This window comes from Streptomyces sp. NPDC093260, from assembly GCF_040683715.1.
Lineage (GTDB): Bacteria > Actinomycetota > Actinomycetes > Streptomycetales > Streptomycetaceae > Streptomyces > Streptomyces sennicomposti.
On record NZ_JBFBEK010000001.1, the window covers coordinates 355,750 to 372,557 of the forward strand.

13 protein-coding genes and 1 pseudogene are annotated in these 16,808 nt (G+C 74.4%); 10 read left to right on the plus strand and 4 right to left on the minus strand.

Going from position 1 to position 16,808, the window contains the following annotated elements; genetic code table 11:
- Positions 1 to 40: 40 nt before the first annotated feature.
- A pseudogene (locus AB0N63_RS01400) lies at positions 41 to 483 on the plus strand (response regulator transcription factor); the annotation flags it as partial.
- Between the two features lie 72 nt (positions 484 to 555).
- On the opposite strand, the gene AB0N63_RS01405 reads toward AB0N63_RS01400, so the two are convergent.
- The gene (locus AB0N63_RS01405) at positions 556 to 1,608 is read right to left on the minus strand and encodes a Gfo/Idh/MocA family oxidoreductase (RefSeq protein ID WP_365522459.1); all 1,053 of its coding nucleotides are present in this window, start codon (positions 1,606 to 1,608) and stop codon (positions 556 to 558) included.
- 103 nt (positions 1,609 to 1,711) lie between these two features.
- Between AB0N63_RS01405 and AB0N63_RS01410 the strand changes: the two genes are divergently transcribed.
- The 8 genes from AB0N63_RS01410 (at position 1,712) to AB0N63_RS01445 (ending at position 13,768) form a co-directional block, all read left to right on the plus strand.
- Complete coding sequence (locus AB0N63_RS01410) at positions 1,712 to 2,476, plus strand: GntR family transcriptional regulator (RefSeq protein ID WP_365522461.1); 765 nt, start codon at positions 1,712 to 1,714, stop codon at positions 2,474 to 2,476.
- 257 nt (positions 2,477 to 2,733) lie between these two features.
- On the plus strand, positions 2,734 to 3,738 hold the full coding sequence (locus AB0N63_RS01415; RefSeq protein ID WP_365522463.1) for a sugar ABC transporter substrate-binding protein: 1,005 nt from the start codon (positions 2,734 to 2,736) through the stop codon (positions 3,736 to 3,738).
- Positions 3,735 to 4,784: an ABC transporter permease gene (locus AB0N63_RS01420; protein WP_365522466.1), complete on the plus strand. Its 1,050-nt coding sequence runs from the start codon at positions 3,735 to 3,737 to the stop codon at positions 4,782 to 4,784. The genes AB0N63_RS01415 and AB0N63_RS01420 overlap by 4 nt, the downstream gene beginning before the upstream one ends.
- Positions 4,781 to 5,572 (plus strand): ATP-binding cassette domain-containing protein, encoded by a 792-nt coding sequence (locus AB0N63_RS01425; protein ID WP_365522469.1) that lies wholly within the window; start codon positions 4,781 to 4,783, stop codon positions 5,570 to 5,572. The genes AB0N63_RS01420 and AB0N63_RS01425 overlap by 4 nt, the downstream gene beginning before the upstream one ends.
- Positions 5,573 to 5,890: 318 nt before the next feature.
- Entirely contained in the window at positions 5,891 to 7,039 is a 1,149-nt protein-coding gene (locus tag AB0N63_RS01430; RefSeq protein WP_365522471.1) for an ROK family glucokinase, read from the plus strand.
- Positions 7,036 to 7,620: a sugar kinase gene (locus AB0N63_RS01435; protein WP_365522474.1), complete on the plus strand. Its 585-nt coding sequence runs from the start codon at positions 7,036 to 7,038 to the stop codon at positions 7,618 to 7,620. Before AB0N63_RS01430 ends, AB0N63_RS01435 begins: the two co-directional genes overlap by 4 nt.
- A 146-nt stretch (positions 7,621 to 7,766) precedes the next feature.
- Entirely contained in the window at positions 7,767 to 10,970 is a 3,204-nt protein-coding gene (locus AB0N63_RS01440; protein WP_365522476.1) for an SNF2-related protein, read from the plus strand.
- 668 nt (positions 10,971 to 11,638) lie between these two features.
- Positions 11,639 to 13,768 carry an SWIM zinc finger family protein gene (locus AB0N63_RS01445; protein ID WP_365522907.1) on the plus strand — a complete coding sequence of 710 codons (2,130 nt, stop codon included), beginning with the start codon at positions 11,639 to 11,641 and terminating at the stop codon, positions 13,766 to 13,768.
- Between the two features lie 257 nt (positions 13,769 to 14,025).
- Here the strand turns inward: AB0N63_RS01445 and AB0N63_RS01450 are convergent, their stop codons facing one another.
- Both AB0N63_RS01450 and AB0N63_RS01455 read right to left on the minus strand, forming a co-directional pair.
- Entirely contained in the window at positions 14,026 to 14,775 is a 750-nt protein-coding gene (locus AB0N63_RS01450; protein ID WP_365522479.1) for an SDR family oxidoreductase, read from the minus strand.
- Positions 14,776 to 14,791: 16 nt separating this feature from the next.
- Positions 14,792 to 15,541, minus strand: a complete 750-nt coding sequence (locus tag AB0N63_RS01455; RefSeq protein ID WP_365522482.1) for an SDR family oxidoreductase — start codon at positions 15,539 to 15,541, stop codon at positions 14,792 to 14,794.
- A gap of 118 nt (positions 15,542 to 15,659) precedes the next feature.
- On the opposite strand from AB0N63_RS01455, the gene AB0N63_RS01460 reads away from it, so the two are divergent.
- On the plus strand, positions 15,660 to 16,259 hold the full coding sequence (locus tag AB0N63_RS01460) for a TetR/AcrR family transcriptional regulator (protein ID WP_365522485.1): 600 nt from the start codon (positions 15,660 to 15,662) through the stop codon (positions 16,257 to 16,259).
- Here the strand turns inward: AB0N63_RS01460 and AB0N63_RS01465 are convergent.
- Entirely contained in the window at positions 16,160 to 16,729 is a 570-nt protein-coding gene (locus tag AB0N63_RS01465) for a hypothetical protein (protein ID WP_365522488.1), read from the minus strand. The genes AB0N63_RS01460 and AB0N63_RS01465 overlap by 100 nt on opposite strands.
- Between the last annotated feature and the right edge of the window lie 79 nt (positions 16,730 to 16,808).

Below are 16,808 nucleotides of genomic sequence, written 5' to 3' on the forward strand. Positions count from 1 at the left end.
GTGTGGCACCGGGCCGTCGCCCTTTGGTCGGCTGAGGCTTATGACGCCCTTCCGACTTCTCCTCGTAAACGACGACCCCCTGGTACGCGCCGGGCTGTCCCGCATGCGGGCGGCGCGGACGACATCGAGACCGTCGGCCAGGCGGCCGACTGCGCCGACGCCGGGGACCGGGGCGGCCGCGTACGGCCCGACGTCGTCCTGACGGACGTCCGCATGCCCGGCGTGGTCGGGGTGACGGCGGCCCAGCGGCTGCGCGCCCGCCCCGAGCCGGCCGCAGATCGCGGTCCTCACCACCTTCCACGCCGACGATCAGGTGCTGCGGGCGCTCCCCGCCGGGGCTTGCGGTTTCCTGCTCGATGCCACCCCCCCACGCAGATCGTGGAGGCGGTACGCCGGGTCGCGGCCGGCGACCCCGTGCTCTCGCCCGCCGGCACCCGCCGCCCGATGCGGCACGCGGCGGCCGGCGCGGCCGGGGACCGGCGCCCCTGCGACGGGGACGCGTACCGACCCTCTCCGGCGGGGACGCGTACCGCGCGCTCTCGACGGGGACGCGTCCTACCCCGGAGCGGAGTCCGCCCGGCCCGGCTCCGTCTCCGGCCGGACCGGGGCGTCCGGGATCTCCGCCAGGGACACCGGCCGGTGCTCGCGTCGGGACAGCTCGCAGGCCTCCGCGATCCGCAGGGCCCGCAGCGCCTCGCGGCCGTCGCACGGGTTGGCCCGCTCGCCGCGCACCACGTCCACGAACGCGCACAGCTCCGCCTCGTACGCCGGGCCGAACCGCTCCAGGAACCCGGTCCACGGCTTGTCGGCGGCCGGCGGCCCGGTCGGTTCGGTGGACGCGATCGGCGTGCGGTCGTCCAGGCCGACGACGATCTGGTCAAGCTCCCCGGCCAGCTCCATGCGCACGTCGTAGCCCGCGCCGTTCAGCCGGGTCGCCGTGGCCGTGACCAGGGCGCCGTCCGCGAGGGTGAGCATCGCGGCGGCCGTGTCCAGGTCACCGGCGTCGCGGAACATCGCCGGACCGGCGTCCGACCCGGCGGCGTACACGTCGACCACCTCGCGCCCGGTCACCCAGCGCACCATGTCGAAGTCGTGGATCAGGGTGTCCCGGAACAGCCCGCCGGACAGCGGCAGCCAGCCGGCCGGCGGCGGCTCCCGGTCGGAGGTGAGCGCGCGGACGGTGTGCAGCCGGCCCAGCCGCCCCGTGAGCACGGCCTCCCGCGCACCCGCGTACCCCCTGTCGAAGCGGCGCTGGAAGCCCATCTGGAGGACCGTGCCCGCTCGGTCCACCTCGGCGAGCGCCTGGAGCGTGCCGGGCAGGTCCAGTGCGATCGGCTTCTCGCAGAACACCGGCAGTCCCGAGCGCGCCGCCCGGCCGATCAGTTCGGCGTGCGCCGAGGTCGCCGTGGTGATCACCACCGCGTCCACGCCCCAGGCGAAGATCTCGTCCACTCCCGGCGCAGCCGTCTCGCCGAGCCGCAGCGCCAGTTCCTGCGCCCGCGCCGGGTCGGCGTCCGTGAGGATCAGGGAGCCGACCTCGCGATGACGGCTGAGCGTCCTCGCATGGAAAGTGCCGATACGGCCCGTGCCGATGACCCCGATGCGCATGGCAACAAGGTGGGGTCGGAGACCGGACGCTGTCAATCCTTATGTCAGGACAATCGGACTACACGACTTTCCGTCAACCTGCCACCGGACTACCCTCGGGGCCGTGCCGAAACCACAAGCGGACCCGACCGCCTCCCTCGGGCTCCGGGTCGACCGGGGCTCCCCGGTGCCGCTGTACTTCCAGCTGGCACAGCAACTGGAAGCGGCGATCGAGCGGGGCGCCCTGAGCCCCGGCAGCCTGCTCGGCAACGAGATCGAGCTGGCCGCCCGGCTCGGCCTGTCCCGGCCCACCGTCCGCCAGGCCATCCAGTCGCTGGTGGACAAGGGGCTGTTGGTGCGCCGCCGCGGGGTCGGCACCCAGGTGGTGCACAGCCAGGTCAGGCGCCCCCTGGAACTGAGCAGCCTCTACGACGACCTGGAGGCCGCCGGGCAGCGGCCCACCAGCCTGGTCCTGGTGAACACCCTCGTGCCGGCCGACACGGAGCTGGCCGCCGTGCTCGGGGTGGCCGAGGGCGACGACGTGCACCGCGTCGAACGGCTCCGGCTCGCGCACGGCGAACCGATGGCGTACCTGGTCAACCATCTGCCGACGGGTCTGCTCGACCTGGACACGGGCGGGCTGGAGGCCACCGGGCTGTACCGGCTGCTGCGCTCGGCCGGGATCACCCTGCACAGCGCCCGCCAGTCGATCGGCGCCCGCGCCGCCACCCCCGCCGAGGCCGAGCGGCTCGACGAGCCGGAGGGCGCCCCGCTGCTCACCATGGAACGCGTCACCTACGACGACACCGGCCGCGCGGTCGAGTCCGGTGTCCACACCTACCGGCCGTCACGTTATTCCTTCGATTTCCAGCTCCTCGCGCGCTCCTGACCGAGGCCCGCCCGGTCCTCCGCGGAGGCTGAACCGGTCCACAACTCCCGGCGTGTTCAAGGCCGTTGCGTTCGCCGGGCCGCCCGCCGCCCGTCGCGCCCCCGTGTCCGCCGACGTCACGATGTCCGGACAGGCAAGTCGCCGCAGCTCCCCGCCCGCGCCCTCTTCCGTGTTCGTGTTCGATAATGGGAGGTTGGGGCCTGATGGATTTCCATCGGCCCCGCACGTACGTTCGAAGACGAGAAGGGCACGGCCTCGTGGCACGGTTTCCAACCTGGGCAGTCATCGCGCTCGCAGGGGCACTGTCGGTGTCCCTGGCGGGGTGCAGCAGCACCGGCGGCAAACGGGCGGAGGACGCCCGCAAGGCCGCGGCCGCCCAGGGCAGGTCGGCGGTGAACACCCCCCGCTGGACCTTCGCGATGATCACCCACTCCGGTGACGGCGACACCTTCTGGGACATCGTGCAGAGCGGCGCCAAGCAGGCCGCGATCAAGGACAACATCAACTTCCTGTACTCGCACGACGACGAGGCCCAGCAGCAGGCGCAGCTCGTGGACGCGGCGGTGGACAAGAAGGTCGACGCCATCATCGTCACCCTCGCCAAGCCCGACGCGATGAAGGCCGCCGTCGCCCGCGCCGAGAAGGCCGGCATCCCGGTGATCACGGTGAACTCCGGCTCCGCCGAGTCCAAGGCCTTCGGCGCCCTCACCCACGTCGGCCAGGACGAGACCGTCGCCGGCGAGGCCGTCGGCGACGAGCTGACCAAGCGGGGCAGGAAGAAGGCCCTGTGCGTCCTGCACGAGCAGGGCAACGTCGGCCACGAGCAGCGCTGCGCCGGCGTCGCCAAGACCTTCGACGGGAAGGTGGAGAACCTGTACGTCAACGGCACCAACATGCCCGACGTGCAGTCCGCCGTCGAGGCCAAGCTCCAGGCCGACAAGTCCGTCGACGCGGTCGTCACGCTCGGCGCCCCCTACGCCGACACCGCCGTGAAGGCGAAGACGGACGCGGGCAGCAAGGCCGAGGTCGACACCTTCGACCTCAACGCCAAGGTCGCCGGCGAACTGAAGGACGGCACCCTCGGCTTCGCCGTCGACCAGCAGCCCTACCTCCAGGGCTACGAGGCCGTCGACCTGCTGTGGCTCTACAAGTACAACGGCGACGTCCTCGGCGGCGGCCGGCCGGTGCTCACCGGCCCGCAGATCGTCACCAAGGACCAGGCGGCCGCCCTCCAGGAGTACGCGGAGCGGGGCACCCGATGACCACCACCACCAGCGGCGCCGAGACCCGCGCCGACGAGCGCGCCCCGCACGGCTCGCCGCTGCACAAACTGCTGTCCAGACCCGAACTCGGCTCGGTCGTCGGCGCCGTCGCCGTCCTGGTCTTCTTCGCCTTCGCCGCCGACGGTTTCCTGCGCGCCTCCAGCCTGAGCACCGTCCTGTACGCGTCCTCGACCATCGGCATCATGGCCGTGCCGGTCGCGCTGCTGATGATCGGCGGCGAGTTCGACCTGTCCGCGGGCGTCATGGTGACGTCCTCCGCGCTGATCTCCTCCATGTTCAGCTACCAGATGACGGCCGACGTCTGGGTCGGCGTCGGCGTCTCCCTGCTGGTCACGCTGGCCATCGGCGCCTTCAACGGCTTCGTGCTCACCCGCACCAGGCTCCCCAGCTTCATCGTCACGCTGGGCACCTTCCTGATGCTGACCGGCATGAACCTCGGCTTCACCAAGCTGATCGACGGCACCGTCTCCACCAAGACGATCGGCGACATGGAGGGCTTCCCGGCCGCCCACGCCGTCTTCGCCTCCACCTTCGCCATCGGCGGCGTCGACTTCAAGGTCACCATCCTGTGGTGGCTGGGCCTGGTCGCCCTCGCCTCCTGGGTGCTGCTGCGCACCCGCACCGGCAACTGGATCTTCGCCGTCGGCGGCAACCAGGAGGCGGCCCGCGCGGTGGGCGTCCCGGTCGTCCGGACCAAGATCGGCCTCTACATGGGCGTGGCCTTCGGCGCCTGGATCTCCGGCCAGCACCTGCTGTTCTCCTTCGACGCCGTGCAGTCCGGCGAGGGCGTCGGCAACGAGCTGATCTACATCATCGCGGCCGTCATCGGCGGCTGCCTGATCACCGGCGGCTACGGCAGCGCCGTCGGCTCGGCCGTCGGCGCGCTCCTGTTCGGCATGGTCAGCAAGGGCATCGTCTTCGCCGAGTGGAACCCCGACTGGTTCAAGTTCTTCCTCGGAGCGATGCTGCTCCTCGCGACCCTGCTCAACGCCTGGGTCCGCAAGCGGGCGGAGGCCGCCAAGTGACGCAGACCGAAGCACGTACGGCGCTCGTGGAGCTGTCCGACGTCAGCAAGAGCTACGGCACCGTCCGCGCCCTGGAGGGCGTCTCCCTGGAGGTGCACGCCGGGGAGATCACCTGTGTCCTGGGCGACAACGGCGCCGGCAAGTCCACCCTGATCAAGATCATCGCGGGCCTGCACCGGCACGACGGGGGCACCCTGCGCGTCGAGGGCGAGGAGACCCGGCTCTCCTCCCCGCGCGAGGCGCTGGACCGGGGCATCGCCACCGTCTACCAGGACCTGGCCGTCGTGGGCCTGATGCCGGTGTGGCGCAACTTCTTCCTCGGCTCCGAGCCCACCAAGGGCGCCGGCCCCTTCAAGCGCATGGACGTCGACCTCATGCGCCGCACCACGCACGAGGCGCTGCTGCGCATGGGCATCGAGCTCAGGGACGTCGACCAGCCGATCGGCACCCTGTCCGGCGGCGAACGCCAGTGCGTGGCCATCGCCCGTGCCGTCCACTTCGGCGCCAAGGTCCTCGTCCTGGACGAGCCCACCGCCGCGCTCGGCGTCAAACAGTCCGGCGTGGTCCTGAAGTACGTGGCCGCGGCCCGCGACCAGGGCCTCGGTGTCGTCCTCATCACCCACAACCCGCACCACGCGTACCTGGTGGGCGACCGCTTCGTCCTGCTGCGGCGCGGCGCGATGGTGGGCAACCACACCCGTGACGGCATCACCCTGGACGAGCTGACCAAGCAGATGGCGGGCGGCGCGGACCTGGACGCGCTGGTCCACGAACTGAAGCGCGGCTGAGCGGCCCGGGCCGCCGGACGGCGGCCCACGCGCCGGCCCACTCGGCAGCCCCGCGCCCGGGCGGGCGTCGCACGGCACGCGCGTGTGTGGTGTACCGGCGTGCGGCACGCGCCCACGCGGTGCCCGGCGTACGGGGGCAGTGCGGCTTCCGGCACGCGCGCGTGCGGTGCCGGGCACCCGGCGTGTGCCCGCCCGGCGCCCGGAGTGTGGCGTTCGGCACGCGGCGTGCCGTATTCCCCGCCGCACCCGGCAACGATCGCGTCCCCTTTCCCGTCCCCTGCAACACCCCTACCGCCGGTGAGGCAGAATCGACCAACGATGAGCACCTACCGCGACCTCACCGCCCCCATCGGCTCCCGCAGAGCCACGGTCCTGCGCACCGTGGGCACCCGGGAGCGCCGTTCGCACCTCACGGCGCCCCGCGTGCCCACGGTCGGCATCGACATCGGCGGCACCAAGGTGATGGCGGGCGTCGTGGACGCCGACGGCAACATCCTGGAGCGGCTGCGCACGGAGACCCCGGACAAGTCCAAGAGCCCCAAGGTCGTCGAGGACACCATCGTCGAACTGGTCCTGGACCTCTCCGACCGGCACGACGTGCACGCGGTCGGCATCGGCGCGGCCGGCTGGGTCGACGCCGACCGCAACCGCGTCCTGTTCGCCCCCCACCTGTCCTGGCGCAACGAGCCGCTGCGCGACCGCCTCGCCGGCCGCCTGTCCGTGCCGGTCCTCGTGGACAACGACGCCAACACCGCCGCCTGGGCCGAGTGGCGCTTCGGCGCCGGGCGCGGCGAGGACCACCTGGTCATGATCACGCTGGGGACGGGCATCGGCGGCGCGATCCTGGAGGACGGCCAGGTCAAGCGCGGCAAGTACGGCGTCGCCGGTGAGTTCGGCCATATGCAGGTGGTGCCCGGCGGCCACCGCTGCCCGTGCGGCAACCGCGGCTGCTGGGAGCAGTACAGCTCCGGCAACGCCCTGGTCCGCGAGGCCCGCGAGCTGGCCGCGGCCGACTCCCCGGTCGCCTACGGCATCATCGAGCACGTCAAGGGCAGCATCGGCGACATCACCGGCCCGATGATCACGGAGCTGGCCCGCGAGGGCGACGCCATGTGCGTCGAACTGCTCCAGGACATCGGCCAGTGGCTCGGCGTCGGCATCGCCAACCTCGCCGCCGCCCTCGACCCGTCCTGCTTCGTCATCGGCGGCGGCGTCTCCGCCGCCGACGACCTCCTGATCGGCCCCGCGCGGGACGCCTTCAAACGCCACCTCACCGGCCGCGGCTACCGCCCCGAGGCCCGTATCGTCCGCGCCCAGCTCGGCCCCGAGGCCGGCATGGTCGGCGCCGCCGACCTGGCCCGGCTGGTCGCCCGCCGCTTCCGGCGCGCCAAGCGCCGCCGGGTGGAGCGCCACGAGCGCTACGAGCGGTACGCGGACGCCCGGCGCGCCGCCGGGGAGGCGCGATGACGATGTCGCTGCCGCGGCAGACGGCGCCCCCGCACCGGCCGGCGCCCCGGCGGGTCGAGACCCGCCGGCAGCGCAACCGGCGCCGGGCCATCACGCTGATCACCATCGTGCTGCTCATCGGCGTACCGGCCGGCTATCTGCTGTGGTGCGCCCACCAGAGCCGCAGCAGCGGCCGGGACAAGGCCGCCAAGTACGCGGCGACCGGACTCACCCCGACCTACCCGGCCAAGGTGCAGCGCCGCCTCTACCAGGTGCCGGTGCCGCACCCGGCCGACCGGCTCGCCTCCTACGAGACGAACAACTGGCGCACCAGCCGCCTCTACGTCCAGTTCCGCACCACCCAGGCCGGCCTCGACACCTTCCTGGACGCCATGGGCGTCGAGCGGAGCGACCTCAACAAGGGCGTCGTCACCTTCAGCGCCCGCGACCGCCAGGTCACCGGCTGGAACTTCCAGGGCCCCGGTTCGTGGTGGGGCCTCAGCCACAGCCAGAAGAACCCCGCCCCCAGCCAGGACGTGATGGTCAACTTCGCCAACCCGGTCCTGCCGATGGTCTACGTCGTCTCCCGCACCGTGCCGTAGCCGGCGGCCCGCCCGCGCGAGCCGTACGGCCGCCCGTGGACCGCCGCCGGAGCCGGTTGTCAGACCCCGCCCGTAGAGTCGAAGACGACTGACCCGACCAGCGAGCGAGCGGAAGACGGCAGGAGGTGACAGGAGTGACGGGACGTATGAGCGGGACGGCTTCGGGAGCGACCACGACCGGTGCGGGGGCGTACGCGGGGGCGGGCGGTGCGGTGCGTGCCGCCGGCGCCGCAGCGGCCGGTGCGGGGGCTGCCGGCGGGCCGGACGCGGTGTCCGTGCGGCTCGCCGCCGTCTTCCTGCCCGCCCCGCTGCCGCGCGACAGCCGCATCGCCTTCTGGGACCCGGACGGCGAGACGCTGCCCCACCCGGCGGGCACCGGGATCGACGAGGACGGCGCCCTGCCGTGGGACGGTCCGGACGGCGAACCGCCCGGGGGGTCGGACCTCGCCGACGACGGCCGACCCGTGGCGGGCGGCCCCGCAGCGGTCGGCTCCCCGCACGCCGACCGGTCCGTGGCGGACGGCCGGTCCGTCACGGGTGACCTTGTGACGGACGGCTGGCCCGCGCCGGAGGACCCCGCCGCCAGCGGTGTGCCCGCGGAGGTCGGATCGCTGCCGGACACCGGCCGGCCCGTGCGCACCCGGCTCACCGTCGTCCGCCCGCGCGGGACGGGGGTGCGCCGCAGGACCGCCCCGGCCCTCACCCTGTCGGTCGGCGACGCCCTGCCCCACCTCGTGCGCGCCCGGCGCGATCCGGCGGCCCACCCCGCCACCGCCTGCTGGGGCGCCGCCGCCCTGCACGCGTTGCGGCTCACCGCCCGCGGCCGCCTCCTGCCCGGCCTGACCGCCACCGGGCACGACGCCTGGCGCGCCGGGCCCCTCGACCCGGACGACATCGCCCACCTGCGCGCCATCGCCGCCGCGCTGCCCCACGAGGGCCACGCGGTCCCGCTGCCCGGCCCCGGCCCCCTCAGACTGCCCGAGCCCGAAGCGCTGCTGCGGGCCTTCCTCGACGCCGTCGCCGACACCCTGCCCCGCACCCCGGCCGCGTCGCACACCGCCGGGAAGCCCTTCGCGGACCGCCGCCCGCAGCACCTCCCGGGCGCCCGCGACTGGGCGGCCGAGGTCGCCGCCGGGATGGACGCGGGCGTACGGATCTCGCTGCGCCTGGACCTGTCCGCGTACGACCTGTTCGACGGCGAGGACGGTCGGGCCCCGGGGGACGGCACGCACCGCAGGGCGGCCGCGGCCGTCGTCCAGGTGCACAGCCTCGCCGACCCCACCCTCGTCGCCGACGCGGCGGCCCTGTGGGCGGGCGAGGCGGACGCCGCGTTCGGCCCCCGCGCGCGCGTGGACGCCGCCCTGGCCGTACGGCGCGCCGCCCGCGTCTGGCCGCCGCTGGACCGGCTCGCCGAACAGGAGACGCCGGACGTCCTCGCCCTGTCCGAGGACGAGGTGAGCGAACTGCTCGGCGTGGCCGCGACCCGGCTCGCGGCGGCCGGCGTCGCCGTGCACTGGCCGCGCGACCTGGCGCAGGACCTCACCGCCACCGCGGTGGTCCGGCCCGCGCCCGGCTCCGCCACCGACGGCACCGGCTTCTTCGAGAGCGAGGACCTGCTCCGGTTCCGCTGGCAGCTCGCGCTCGGCGGGGATCCGCTCACCGACGCCGAGATGGACGCCCTCGCCGAGGCCCACCGCCCGGTCGTCCGCCTGCGGGACAGCTGGGTGCTCGTCGATCCCGCCCTGGTCCGCAAGGCCCGCAAGCGGGACCTCGGGCTGCTCGACCCGGTCGACGCGCTCTCCGTGGCCCTCACCGGCACGGCCGAGGTGGACGGCGAGACCGTCGAAGCGGTGCCGACCGGCGCGCTGGCCGCGCTGCGGGACCGCGTCACGGCCGGAGTGCGGCCCGCCGAACCCCCGCCGGGCCTCGCCGCCACCCTGCGCGACTACCAGCTGCGCGGCCTGGCCTGGCTCGACCTCATGACCTCCCTCGGCCTCGGCGGCTGCCTCGCCGACGACATGGGCCTCGGCAAGACCGTCACGCTCATCGCCCTGCACCTGAAGCGGGCGCACGACGACCCCACTCTCGTCGTCTGCCCCGCCTCCCTGCTCGGCAACTGGCAGCGGGAGATCACCCGGTTCGCGCCCGGCGTCCCCGTCCGCCGCTACCACGGCCCCGACCGCACGCTCGACGGCCTGGCCGGGGGCTTCGTGCTCACCACGTACGGCACCATGCGCTCGGCCGCGGCCACCCTGGCCGAACAACGCTGGGGGATGGTCGTCGCGGACGAGGCGCAGCACGTCAAGAACCCGTACTCGGCGACCGCCAGGGCCCTGCGCACGATCCCGTCCCCCGCGCGCGTGGCCCTCACCGGCACCCCCGTGGAGAACAACCTCTCCGAACTGTGGGCCCTCCTCGACTGGACCACCCCCGGACTCCTCGGCCCCCTGAAGTCCTTCCGCGCCCGGCACGCGCGCGCCGTGGAGAACGGCGAGGACACCGAGGCGGTGGAGCGGCTGGCCCGGCTGGTGCGCCCGTTCCTGCTGCGCCGCCGCAAGTCCGACCCGGGCATCGTTCCCGAGCTGCCGCCGAAGACCGAGACCGACCACCCGGTCCCGCTCACCCGCGAACAGGCCGCGCTCTACGAGGCGGTGGTGCGCGAGTCGATGCACGTCATCGAGACGGCCCAGGGGATGGCCCGGCGCGGTCTGGTCCTCAAACTGCTGACCTCGCTCAAGCAGATCTGCGACCACCCGGCCCTGTACCTCAAGGACGGGCCGCGTCCGCAGGGCGGTGGCGTGCCGGGCGGCGACCTGGCACGCCGCTCGGGCAAACTCGCCCTGCTGGACGAACTGCTGGACACCGTCCTCGCCGAGGACGGCTCCGCCCTGGTCTTCACCCAGTACGTCGGCATGGCCCGCCTCATCACCGCACACCTCGCCGACCGCGCGGTCCCCGTCGACCTGCTGCACGGCGGGACGCCCGTCCCGGAGCGCGAACGCATGGTGGACCGCTTCCAGGCCGGCGAGACGCCCGTGCTCGTGCTGTCCCTGAAGGCGGCGGGCACCGGCCTGAACCTCACCCGCGCGGGCCACGTCGTCCACTTCGACCGCTGGTGGAACCCGGCGGTGGAGGAACAGGCCACCGACCGCGCCTACCGCATCGGCCAGACCCAGCCCGTACAGGTGCACCGCCTCATCACCGAGGGAACCGTGGAGGACCGCATCGCCGAGATGCTCGCCGCGAAGCGGGCGCTGGCCGACGCGATCCTCGGCACCGGCGAGTCGGCTCTCACCGAGCTGACCGACCACGAACTGTCCGACCTGGTCTCGTTGCGGAGGGGAGCCTGATGGGGACGCGGGCGCCCTTCGAGCGGCCGGGACCGGGCGAGCGGTCGGCGCCCGCCGAGCCACCCGTGGCGGGATCCGCCGACACGGCTGCCGGACCGTCGGGGCCGGACGGCGAGGGCCGAGGGGAGCCGGGGGAGGTCACGGAGAACGCAGAGACCGTGGAGGACACGGAAACCGTGGAGGACACCGGGGCCGCGGAGGCTGCGGAGGATCGGGTCCCGACGGACAGGGCGCCCGCCCGCGCCTCGGCGGACGCGGACGGGTCGCTCGGGCCTGCCCGGGCGGAGTCCGATGAGACGGCGGGCTCTGCGCCGACCGGGGCCCACGACGCGACCGGTTCCGCCTCGTCGGAGACGGAGCGGACACCTGGTCGCGTCCCGGCGGCGCGGCCCGGTGATGTGGCGCGTGAGGCCCTGCGGGCCGCCCGGGAGCAGCAGGCGCCGGCCGGTGCGGCCTGGGAGCGCGGATCGGCGGCGGGGACCGCCGCCGCGCGCGAGGCCCGGCCCGGCGACGCCGCTCGCGCCGCCCTGCGCCGGGCGGTCTCGGCCCGCCGGGACGAGGCCGTAGGCAGCGGCGACCCGGCGGTACCGGACGAGCAGGCCGCACCCGCCCCCGCTGAACCGGCGGCAGCCGCCCGGTCCCGTGGCCGGACCGCCCGCCCGGCCGACGTGGCCCGCGAGGCCCTGCGCGCGGCCCGCGCCCGGAACGAGGCCCAGAACGAGGCCCAGACCGAGCGCCCGGCCGAGGAACGGACCGAGGAACCGGCCCCGACCCGTGGCCCGACGGCGCAGGCTCCCCTAGCGGCCACCGGCGACGCCGGCCGTCCGCGCCGCTCCACGCCCCGCGTCGGCCGCCCCCGAGGCGACGCCCCGGACACCACCGCTGCCGGCGCCCGCCGCCCGGGCACCGTGGGCGAACTGCTCGCGGGCGCCCTCCGCGTGCCGTCCACGTCGGGCGGAACGGCCGAGCGGGGGAGGAGCGAGCGCCGGGACCAGGAAGGAAGCGCGTCCTCCGGCCCACGGCGGTCATCGGCCGGTACGGCCGACACCACCCCGTCCGTCGGACGCACCACGGACACGGACCGCGCCACGGACACGGCCGCTGCACCCGGCCGGGCTGCGGCGGCGGACTCGGCCGGGGGAGCCGCCGACCTGGGCGACGACTCGGATGCCATGCGGCACCGGGGCACAGCGGCAGGCTCGGCCGGGGAGGTGCCCGTCCCCGGCGACGGCTCCGGTGCCGTAACCCGCCGGGCCACGGCGACAGGCTCGGCGCGGGCAGCGTCCGTCCCGGGCGACGACTCCGGTGCCGTGCACGGCCCGGCCGCAACGGCAGAGCCGGCCGGGGGAGCCTCCGGCCTTGGCGACTGCACCGCTGCCGCCCACCGCCCGAGCACTCACCCGACCGCGTCCCGCACCGCCCCCGTCCCCGCCCTCGGCGCGCGCCCCGCCCCCGACTTGGACACCCCCGACCCGGACACCCCCGCCGCGCACCCCGCCCAGGCACCCCAGACGCCGCCGGTCCCTCGAACCATGGCCTCACCGCGCCGGGACGGCGAGCTGCGCCGTACCTTCCCGGCGCTTCCCGCCCGGCCCACCGGCGGGGGAGCGGGCTTCGCCGAGACCTGGTGGGGCGAGGCGTGGCTCACCGCGCTGGAGGAGGGCGCGCTGGACGCGGCGCGGCTGGCCCGCGGGCGCGGTTACGCCCAGCGGGGCCGCGTGGACGCCATCACCGTGACGCCGGGCCTGGTCCTGGCGTACGTACAGGGCAGCCGCCCGCGCCCGTACCGGGTCCAGGTGCGGGTGCGGACGCTGGCCGACGCGGACTGGACCCGGTTCCTGGACGCGGCGGCCGACCGCCCCGGACACATCGCCGCCCTCCTCGACAAGGAGATGCCGCAGACCCTCGCGGACTGCGGGGTCCCGCTGCTGCCCGGCCCCGGCGACCTGGAACCGCTCTGCAGTTGCCCCGACCGAGGCCACCCCTGCAAGCACGCGGCGGCCCTCTGCTATCAGACGGCGCGGCTGCTGGACGCCGACCCGTTCGTCCTGCTGCTGCTCCGGGGCCGGGGCGAACGGGAACTGCTGGACGCCCTGTCCCGGCTGAGCGCGGCCCGTGCGGCCCGCGCGGCGCGGGACCGGAGCCCGGAGGACCTGCCGGGCGTACGGGCCACCGAGGCTCTCGCGCCCCGCACGCTCCCCCCGCTGCCCGCCCCCTCGCCGCCCCCGCCGCACCCCGGGCAGCCGCCGGCGTATCCGGCGGCGCCGGGCGGGCCGGACCCGTTCGCGTTGGACCAGCTGGCCACCGACGCGGCCGCCCGCGCGCACGCCCTGCTCACCACCGGCCGCGACCCCGTGGGCGGGCTGACGCTGTGGCAGGACGCGGTACGCCTCGCCGCCGCCCGCCCCGGTTCCGGCCTGACCGCGGCGACCCGTGCCCTGTACGCCTCGCTCGCCGCGGCCACCGGACGCACGCCGAACGAACTGGCGCGTGCCGTGGCCGCCTGGCGGCAGGGCGGGCTTGCGGGACTCGCCGTCCTCGAAGAACCGTGGGACCCGCCGGCCGGCCGCTTCGACCGGGCCCGCCCGCTGCTCCTCGCCGCCGACCTGCCCGCCTTCCGCCCGCACCGCAACCGGCTCACCCACCCCGGGGGCCACCTCCAGCTCCGGCTGGGCCGGGACGGCCTGTGGTACGCGTACGAGTCCGAGCCCGGCCGCGAGGACTGGTGGCCGCGCGGCACCCCCGACCTGGACCCGGTCGGCGCCCTGACCGCCCTGGCCACGTCCGCCGCCCTCTGACGCCTCAGCGGAACGAGGGCGCACACCAGGGTGACCGGCTGGACACGAAAGGCGGCCCCCCAGGTGCGGACGGGAGCGGCGCCACAGGGCGGAGGGTGAGCGTGCCGGGAGCCGGGTGTTCCGCACGTGCGCGACGGTCACGGCCTGGTCGGTGAGCAGCCGGGCGGTCAAGACCATCGCGACGAGGAGCAGCAGCGGGCACACGCGGCACGCGACCTTGACGAGGCCGTCCCATAGGTCGACGCGGGCGAAAGACCCTAGTACGCGAGCTGCCCGATGCCTCCGTCGACGCGCAGCACGGTCCCCGCGGTGTACGCGGATTCGTCCGAGGCGAGATAGACCGCCGCCTTCGCCAGTTCGGTGGCGGTCCCCAGGCGGTGGAGAGGCACGGTCTGCCGGAGCTCCTCGTAGAGGGCGGCCTGGCGCTCGGGTCCGAGGGACGCGAACACGTTGGTGATCGTCGGGCCCGGGCTCAGTCCGTTGACACGGATACCCCGGTCCTTCAGCTCATGGGTCAGCCCACGCGTGTAGGAGAGCAGGCCCGCCTTGGCCGCGCCGTAGACCGTCGCGTTCTCGTGTCCGATGTAGGCGGAGACCGAGCCGACGAGGATGACCGAAGACTGCGGGGAGAAGAGCGGCAGCAGGTCCCTGATCAGGAAGAACGGCGACTTGAGATTGGTCGCGACGAGCGCGTCGAACGCGTCCTCGGTCCATGCCTCGATCGGGAGGTGGGTGACGTCGGCGGCGTTGCACATCAGGATGTCGAGCTTGGGCCATTCCTCCCGCAGGCGCGCCGCGAGCGCCGCCTGGCCGGGTACGTCGCCGGCGTCACTGGCGATGGTCAGCAACGGGCCGTCCAATTGCCGGGCGGCCGCGTCGAGCTTCTCCCGCGAGCGGCCGGTGATGGCGACGGTCGCTCCCTCGGCGAGGAACTCGCGGGCTGTCTCCAGGCCGATGCCGCTCGTCCCCCCGGTGATCAGTGCGTGCTTTCCCGCAAGACGGTTCACTGTCCTGTCCCTCTCGTCAGATGGCGGTGCGGCCACCGTCGGCGGCCACGATCGCCCCGGTCATGTAACTGGCCCGGTCGCCGGCGAGAAAGGCGATCACGTGGGCCACCTCGGCCGGGTCCGAGGTGCGCCTCAGCGCGGTGGTCAGGCCCATGCCGCCCATGTCCGGGCCCATCGCCGCGACCACCTTGGAGGTGCGTACCGGGCCCGGGGCGACGGCGTTGACCCGCACGTTCGACGCGGCGAACTCCGCCGCCCAGGTGCGGGTCAGCGATTCGAGCGCCGCCTTGGTGGCCCCGTAGACGGCCATGCCCGGCGTGCCGAGGCCGGCCGCGGTGGAGCTGACGTTGACGATGCTGCCGCCGCCGCCCGCGGCCATCTTCTCCGCGAGCAGGGCGGTGAGCAGGAACGGGGCACGCACGTTGACCGCGAAGGCCGCGTCGTAGCCCGCGAGGTCCTGCCCGGTGGTCGGGGAGAACGTCATGACGCTCGCGTTGTTGATCAGGATGTCGACGGCCCCCGCGTCTTCGGCCAACTGCCGTACCTCCGCCGGGTCGGACAGATCGGCGGCGACGAAACGCACCGCTCCGGCGGACTCGACACCGGTCGCGCGGAGGTCTTCCACGACCTGGGCACCGCGCCGCGGGTCGGTCCCCGTCAGGATCAGGTCGGCTCCGCCCGCGGCCAGCACCCTGGCCGTCGCGTGCCCGAGTCCGCCGATCGCGCCGGATCCGGTGACGAGTGCCGTCTTCCCTGCGAATTCCATGGCTTCGCCCTTCGTGCCGGCCGACGAGCGACCGACTTCTGTGCGTCCGTTCAAGAAGTGACGCAAGGGAAGCTACGACTTCTTGAACGACTAGTCAAGAAGTCGTAGTATCCAGGCCGTGGCACGAACCGGACGCCCCCGCGAGTTCGACAAGGACCGAACGCTGGAGCGCGCACTCGAACTGTTCTGGTCCCGTGGATACGGGACGACGTCGATCCAGGACCTGGTCGACGCGCTGGGCGTCGAGCGCGGCAGCCTCTACGGCGCGTTCGGTGACAAGCGCCGCTTCTACCTCGAAGCCGTCCGGCTCTACTGGGAGGTGTACGAGCGGCATCTGATCACCGCGCTCGACACCAGCCCGCTGCTGCCCGCCCTGCGCGAGATCCTCACCCACCCCGTACGGCTGGACGAACTGGTGTCCGACCTGGGTGTGCCGCAGGGCTGCCTGGTCGGCAACACGACCGCCGAACTCGTCCCCCAGGACAGTGAAGCCACGCGGATCGTGACACGCTCGTACCAGCGGTTCACCGGCATCGTCGCCGATGCGCTCCGCCGCGCACAGGCCGCCGGCGAGGTCACGGACGCCTCCTCCCCCGAAGCCCAAGCGCAACTCCTGCTCTACCTCGTGCAGGGCCTCTCGCTCGTTTCGAGGGCAGAGCTCGACAGGACGGCGGCCCTGGGGGCGGTCGACACGGCACTGGACGGATTGCGGGCGTGACCGGACCTTCCGTGGGCGACCGGAGAACTCGCCCGCAGCGTGCGGGGGTCCGCGGTGATCGCGTCGACGTGGACGTCCACGGCGTGCGCGGGGATGGCGGTCCGTGTGGCGGCCTTGGTGGCGAACTGCCGGCCGAAGAAGACCAGTTCCTCGTCGAGGTCGGTGAGCCGGTCGAAGCCGGACTGCCAGAGTTCCAGGTTGAGTTCGGCCGGGCCGAAGAACGGCGGGGACGGCGTGAGGCCGGGGATCACCGCTTCGGCGACGGCAGGCCGGCCCACCCGCTCGGGGTGGCCGGCGGCCGGGGCGTATCCGGTCCACGTACCGAGGTCGTGGCCGACCACGTCGAACCGGTCGTGCCCGGGCGCGGCCGTCCCCGCGACCAGACCGGCGGCCGGCGTGCCGGCGTCGTACCCGCCGTCGGGCTTGTCGTCCTGACCCGCGCGAGCCGGCGGCGACGACGGTGTGCTCACGGGCGAGCGGGGACATCACCCCGCGCCAGGCATACGTGTCCGGGGCCGCCCACGCGCACGAGAGCTGACAGACCCACTC